A 6,425-nucleotide genomic window follows, 5' to 3' on the forward strand; every position below is an offset into this window, starting at 1 on the left:
CATTAATCCCTGGGAAAGCGCGCTTCCAGCTCGGCAACCTGCTCCGGCGTCAGCCCGCGCGGGTTCTCGCCTCGCAGCAGCAGGTACAGCTTGGCGGTCTCTTCCAGCTCTTCGGTGGCATACACCGCCGCTTCGAGGGTCTTGCCCGCCACCACCGGGCCGTGGTTGGCCAGCAGCACCGCGCTGTGCTTGCCTGCCAGGCCCCGTACCGCCTCGCCCAACTGGGGGTCGCCCGGGATGTGATAAGGCACCAGCGGCAGCTTGCCCACCCGCATCACGTAATAGGCGGTGAGCGGTGGAATACAGTCGCAGGGGTCTACCCCCGGCAGGCACGACACCGCCACCGAGTGGGTGGAGTGCAGGTGCACGATGGCGCCAGACTGCGGGCGCTCGTCGTACATGGCCATGTGCAGGAACTGCTCCTTGGTGGGCGCATCACTGCTGAGCAGTTGGCCTTTGGGGTCCAGGTGCGAAATACGGGCCGGGTCCAGCCGCCCCAGACAGGCGTTGGTGGGGGTCATCAGCCAGCCGCCATCGTCCAGCCGCACGCTGATGTTGCCGCTGGAGCCCATGGTCAGGCCGCGGTCGAACAAGGATTTACCGAGCGTGCTGATCTGCTCGCGCAGGGCGTTCTGATGTCGGTGGCGAAGGGGCGTGCTCATGCCAGCACCTCGAAGGCCCGGGTGAAGAAGTCCACGCCGCCAAAGTTGCCGGACTTCAGCGCCAGCGAGAGCGGCGCCTCGCGGCCTGGCCACGGGGTCTGGGTCCAGGGTACGCCGGGGTCGATCTGCTCACCGATGCGCAGGGTCGTCACGCCTAACGCGGAGACCACGGCACCGGAGGTTTCGCCGCCCGCTACCAATAACCGGCCCACGCCTTCCTGCACCAGCGTTACCGCCAACTGGCCTAATGCCTCTTCAACAAGGTGCCCTGCTCGCTCCACGCCGAGCGAGGCTTGCGCATTTTTCACTTTTTCTGGATCGGCGGAGGCGTAAATCAAGACCGGCGCGTTGTCGGATAGCCGTTGCCGCGCAAACGCAAGCGCCTGCTGGCGTTGCTGCTCGCCCTCTGCCAGCGCCAGCGGGTCAAGCGCGAAACCGCCGTCGGGATGCTTGGCAATGAAATCCGCCACTTGCGCCAGCGTGGCCCGTGAACAGCTACCCGACAGTACCAGCGCCCCGCCCGCCGCAGGCGCTAAACGCCCCGGTTCGGTGATCGTCTCCAGCCAGCCCTGGGCTCGGTACTGCGCGGGCAGCGCCTGGCCCAGGCCGGAGCCGCCGGTGACCAGCGCCATCGAGACGGTGGCTTCGGCCAGCACGTCCAAATCCTGCTCATCCAGGGTGTCGCAGATCACATGGCGTACGCCTTGCTCGGCGAGCGTCGACAGATGAGAGCGGGTTGACTCAGCGCCCTTTGCCAGCACCTGACGGCTGGTCAGCCCCACGGCGTGAGGTGTTTGGCGGGAGAGCACGCGGACCAGATCGGCATCCTGCATGGGGGTGATCGGGTGGTGCTGCATGCCGCTGTCGTTGAGCAAACGGTCACCGACGAACAGGTGCCCCTGGTACACCGTGCGGCCATTGACCGGAAACGCAGGCACCATCACGGTGTGAGCGGCGCCCAATGCCTCCAGCAGGGCATCGGCCACGGGGCCGATGTTGCCCTCGTCGGTGGAGTCGAAGGTGGAGCAGTACTTGAAGAACAGCTGTCGGGCGCCTTGGGCGCGCAGCCAATCGAGGGCAGCCAGGGAGTCGGCCACGGCCTCTTCCACCGGGCAGGAGCGCGACTTGAGCGCCACCACCACGGCATCGATGTCACGAAGGTCCACCGCTTCTTGCGGCACGCCGATCACCTGCAGGCAGCGCATGCCGCCGCGCACCAGGTTATTGGCCAAATCGGTGGCGCCGGTGAAGTCGTCGGCGATGGCGCCCAGTACGACCCGTGGGTGGTTCATGACGCTGCCCCCTCGGCATCGTTGGCGGCGTCTGGCAAGGCGATGCCTGACAGGCGTTGATAGACCTTGATCACCGCCGAGTCATCTTCGCGCCCGAAGCCTGCACCGCTGGCCGCGGTAAATTGCTGCAATGCGCTGGCGGCCACCGGCGTGGCCAGTGACAGCTCACGGCCCGTCTGGTGGACGATATTGAGGTCCTTGACGAAGATATCGACGGCAGACAGCGGCGTGTAGTCGCCGCTCAATATGTGCGGTACGCGGTTCTCGAACATCCAGGAGTTGCCCGCCGAGTGGGTGATCACCTCATAGATCACCTCGGGGTCGAGGCCCATGCGGATGCCCAGCGCCATGGCTTCGGCGGCAGTGGCGATATGCACCCCGGCCAGCAGCTGATTGACCAGCTTCATGCTGGACCCCACCCCTGGCGCGTCGCCCAGGCGATACACTTTGGCGGCCATGGCATCCAGTATCAGCTGGGCCTTCTTGAACACGTCCGGCTGGCCAGAGGCCATCACTGATAAATCACCGCTTCTGGCCTTGGCGGCACCGCCACTGATAGGGGCATCCAGCATCGCCATGCCCGCTGCGGCCAGCCGTTCACCCAGTTGCCTGGCCTGACTGGGCGCTACCGTGGCGCACTGCACGATCACACTCCCGGGCGCAAGGTGGGGCACCACGCCCTGCTCGCCAAACAGCACGTCTTCCACCTGCTGGCCATTGACCACGATGACCAGCACCACCTCGCACCCCGACAGTGCTTGCGGCGTGGCCACGCTGTGCCCACCGGCCGCGATGAAGGCTTCGCGGGCAGCCGCTGAAATATCGCACCCGATGACCTTGAAGCCGCGCTCCAGCAGCGCCGTAGCGGTGCCCATTCCCATGGCACCTAACCCGATCACACCGACTGACGGGGATTGCTGTGTATCGTGACTCACCGGCGGCTACCTCACTGTTGTTATTTTAAATATTGTTTTGACTGCAGCATCGTTCTGCATTCCGCGCGCCGTGGTCGCAAGGGCATGCTCACGGCGGCATATGTTAGCGCTGTCATGATAGCGCTAACATTCGTTTTAGATTATTCTTTCTCTCATCACAAGCTGAACGATAGGGACGTGCGACCAATGTCTAAAGATGCTTCCAGCCCAGCGAGAGCACGCCGCCGCACGGACCAGATCACCCTCAGCCAGGTGGCTGAATTGGCCAGTGTTTCGCCGATCACCGCATCACGGGCGCTGAACACGCCCGAGAAAGTCAGCGACCAGACCCGAGAGCGCGTGCTCGATGCCGTGGAACAGTTGGGCTATGTGCCCAACCTGGTGGCGGGCAGCCTCGCTTCCTCACGCTCCAGGCTGATCGCCGTCATCGTGCCTTCCCTGATCAACACCGTGTTCGTGGAAGTGATCAAGGGGCTGCAAGAGACTCTGGAGGCCGAGGGGTATCAGATACTGCTGGGCAACACCGACTATGACCTGGACCGCGAATATCAGTTAGTGCGCACTTTTCTGGGCTGGTCATGCTCGGCCCTGATTACCGCAGGGCTGCGCCATAACCACGCCTGCCAGACCCTGCTGAACAACTGGGATCATCCCATCATGGAGGTGATGGAGCTGGGCAAGGGCATGGACTTGAACGTCGGTCTGGACCACGTGGCGGCGGGGCGCTGCATGGCTACCCACCTGATCGACAGAGGCTATCGCTATATTGTCTATGTCGGCGCACGCTTGTCTCAGGATTACCGAGCGGGCATGCGCTACGAAGGGCACAAGGCGGTGTTGACGGCCCACGGCCTGGACGCCTCGCTGGTGGAGCTGGACACGCTGGGCAGCCTGCAAGCGGGCGCAGACAGCCTGGCCCAGGTACTGGCGCATTACCCGCGCACCCAGGCCATCCATTTCGCCAACGACGACCTGGCCGCCGGTGCGCTGCTGGCTGCGCAGCGCCAGGGGCTCGATGTGCCGGGCGACATCGCCATTGCCGGCTTCAACGGCCTGCCCCTTGGCCAACACGTTACCCCACCGCTCACCACCATTCTGTCGCCCAGAGAAGAGATGGGGCGGCTGGCCGCCAAAGAGCTGATCCGCAGGCTAAGCGGTAAAAACGTCTACCGCCGCCAACACGATGTAGGGTTCACGCTGCAGGTAGGCGGGAGCACTTAGGCTTTGTACGAAAACTGCCTACGCTCGCCCATACGGCGTTAAAAATCGGCTCGTGCGCGAGTCCGATCAAAGTACTCATTTACACCTTGTAAACTCCGTCTTTTCGCCGATTTTTGCCTTGTCTGGCCATCGCTCGCCGACTTTTCGTACAAAGCCTAGCTCCGGCCGTCACACTGCGGGCGGCTGGCCAAGAATGTCCAGACCTGTGCCCAGCTCGTTTTCAATGGCCTGCCCGATGGCCAGCAGTTTCGCGTCCTGCCATGGCCCGGCCAGCACTTGCAGGCCCACCGGCATGCCTTCGGCGTCTTTTCCTACCGGCAGCGTCAAGGCACAGAGCCCCAGAAAGTTGGCAATGACCGTATTGCGCAAGGCGTGCATATTGGCCTTGGGGTATGCGCCTTCGGGCTGCAGACTCTCCAGGGTAGGCGGGGTAATCGCCACGGTGGGGGTCAGCACCGCATCCACATCCGCCATACGCGCAGCGGCAGATTGATAGAGCGAATCCAGGATCGTGCGACGACGCACATACTCCCAGGCAGGCATCGTATCGGCTGCCGCCACCCGAGCCGCGACATTGGGGTCGAGGGAGTCGATCATCTCGGGCAACTCACTCTTCAGGAACGCTGCCAGCTCCGCAGCTGCCACCCCGCCCAGCTTGAACAATTCATACGCCTCATCGATACCGGGCAGCTCCAGCGTCACGATCCGAGCACCGGCAGCTTCCAATCGCTTGATTGCAGCGCGCACCGTTTCCGCAATACCGGGGCTGCAGTCGTCCCAGAAAAACGTTTCCGGCACGCCAAAGGTCAGGCCCGCCAGACAGGGGGTCGCTGGAACACCGCTATCGCTGCCGCTCAGGAGCGGGTCGAGGGCATCGAACGCAAAAGCGATATCATCCACTCGGCGCGCCAGCAGCCCTGGGGTATCCAGCGTGCTGGAGAGCGGTACGATCTGCTCCGTGGACCAGCGCCCGGCAGTGGTCTTCAGCCCAACGACGCCGGTCATGGCAGCAGGGATACGTACAGAGCCTGCGGTATCCGTACCGAATGCCAGGCTGGCGGTGCCTCCCACCAGCGACACCCCCGCCCCGGAACTGGAGCCGCCGGGCGTGCGGTGAGCCATCGCGTCCCAGGGGTTGCGCGGGGCTCCCCAATGGGCGTTGGTGCCCAACCCGCCAAAAGCAAACTCGACGGTATGGGTTTTACCCATGACGGAAGGCAGCTGCTTCAGCAACGCACTCACCACCGGGCCTGAATGCTCCCAGCGCTTGGGAAGTTGCTGGGCCGAGCCTGCATACGTCGGCAGCCCTTTCACGGCGTAGATATCCTTGATCGATACCGCCATCCCCATGAGCGCCCCCGCATCGCCCCCCTGTGCCAGCACGACATCGGCCGCCTTTGCCATCGCCAGCGCCTGCTCTCCGTTCCAGGTAAGATAGGCATGGTCGTGCTGGCCGCGCTGGTGGTAAGCCGCTATCGCAGCCTCGGCCAGCTCGGTGGCGGTGAGAGTGCCAGCCCGCAGGCGCGCGCGCTGCTCACGTAACGGTAAAAAAATCACTGAATCCTGCATGCGTTCTCCTCCGAAGGGGTACTTAGCGCACTTCAAAGATCGCTTCGACTTCCACCGCAGCATTGCCGGGCAGCGTCGCCACCCCGATGGCGGTGCGGAGAAGCCATCCGAGCAGGCGAGCAAACGTCACGACACGACATTGCCTTCCATCGCGCCATCTTGCACAGCACCCATAATCCCATGACGATTCGAGTGGGAGAAACGCTGCTGCAACTGATCGAAGCAGCATTGGAAACATCCATGCGCTCTCTTCCTGAAACTGCCTTGAAAGACCACAAAGCGATTTACAAGGCCTTCAAGGCAGGTGATAGCGCAGGCATTCACGCCGCCATTGCCGTCAGCAGTGAAAGCTGGGAAACCAACCTGACCTACGAAGGCGACAGCGACTTGAGTGCAGCCACGCGCTGACGGTGAACAAGCATGAGTGGCCCTCTTCTCTGTCAGGAAATGGGGCCGCTCGTTGATCATGCCGCAAAACGGCGTTGCATTGCTTCACCAAACGTTCATTGCTTATCAACACCTCCCATTACTCTTTAACGCCATCGCATTACACAACCACACAAAGTTCATTTTCAATATTACATATAAGATAAAACTTACATTGAAGTAGCGTATTTCCTACAAGCTTTATCGTCTTTCTCTTACCTGAATCCGTGAGACCGGCCCCCGGAAGCACTTCTAACCCACTGACCTGCATGGCAATATAGCCATTATCGCCATTCACCCAGACAGTGCCATGCCCAACA

7 protein-coding genes are annotated in these 6,425 nt (G+C 62.6%); 2 read left to right on the forward strand and 5 right to left on the reverse strand.

The genetic code is table 11. From position 1 onward, the window contains the following. Positions 1-2 precede the first annotated feature (2 nt). Genes otnC through ltnD form a run of 3 tightly spaced genes read right to left on the reverse strand, consistent with a single transcriptional unit; the run spans position 3 to position 2,889 of the window. Positions 3-662, reverse strand: coding sequence for a 3-oxo-tetronate 4-phosphate decarboxylase (gene otnC, locus IE091_RS14590; RefSeq protein ID WP_189463976.1), 660 nt, complete (start codon positions 660-662; stop codon positions 3-5). Next, the gene (gene otnK, locus IE091_RS14595) at positions 659-1,954 is read right to left on the reverse strand and encodes a 3-oxo-tetronate kinase (protein WP_189463977.1); all 1,296 of its coding nucleotides are present in this window, start codon (positions 1,952-1,954) and stop codon (positions 659-661) included. The genes otnC and otnK overlap by 4 nt, the downstream gene beginning before the upstream one ends. Continuing rightward, positions 1,951-2,889 (reverse strand): L-threonate dehydrogenase, encoded by a 939-nt coding sequence (gene ltnD / locus IE091_RS14600; protein ID WP_039175060.1) that lies wholly within the window; start codon positions 2,887-2,889, stop codon positions 1,951-1,953. Before ltnD ends, otnK begins: the two co-directional genes overlap by 4 nt. Before the next feature lie 186 nt (positions 2,890-3,075). On the opposite strand from ltnD, the gene IE091_RS14605 reads away from it, so the two are divergent. After that, positions 3,076-4,110: a LacI family DNA-binding transcriptional regulator gene (locus IE091_RS14605; RefSeq protein WP_189463978.1), complete on the forward strand. Its 1,035-nt coding sequence runs from the start codon at positions 3,076-3,078 to the stop codon at positions 4,108-4,110. A gap of 168 nt (positions 4,111-4,278) precedes the next feature. Here IE091_RS14605 and IE091_RS14610 read toward each other — a convergent pair whose 3' ends face one another. Further along, positions 4,279-5,679 carry an amidase gene (locus IE091_RS14610; protein WP_144980901.1) on the reverse strand — a complete coding sequence of 467 codons (1,401 nt, stop codon included), beginning with the start codon at positions 5,677-5,679 and terminating at the stop codon, positions 4,279-4,281. A 156-nt stretch (positions 5,680-5,835) separates the two neighbouring features. Between IE091_RS14610 and IE091_RS14615 the strand changes: the two genes are divergently transcribed. After that, positions 5,836-6,087, forward strand: a complete 252-nt coding sequence (locus IE091_RS14615; RefSeq protein ID WP_340162547.1) for an FCD domain-containing protein — start codon at positions 5,836-5,838, stop codon at positions 6,085-6,087. 139 nt (positions 6,088-6,226) lie between these two features. On the opposite strand, the gene IE091_RS18465 is transcribed toward IE091_RS14615, so the two are convergent. Continuing rightward, on the reverse strand, positions 6,227-6,425 hold a 199-nt coding region (locus IE091_RS18465; protein ID WP_229800852.1), incomplete at its 5' end, for a hypothetical protein.

It is taken from the genome of Vreelandella hamiltonii (assembly GCF_014651775.1).
Classification (GTDB): Bacteria; Pseudomonadota; Gammaproteobacteria; order Pseudomonadales; family Halomonadaceae; genus Vreelandella; species Vreelandella hamiltonii.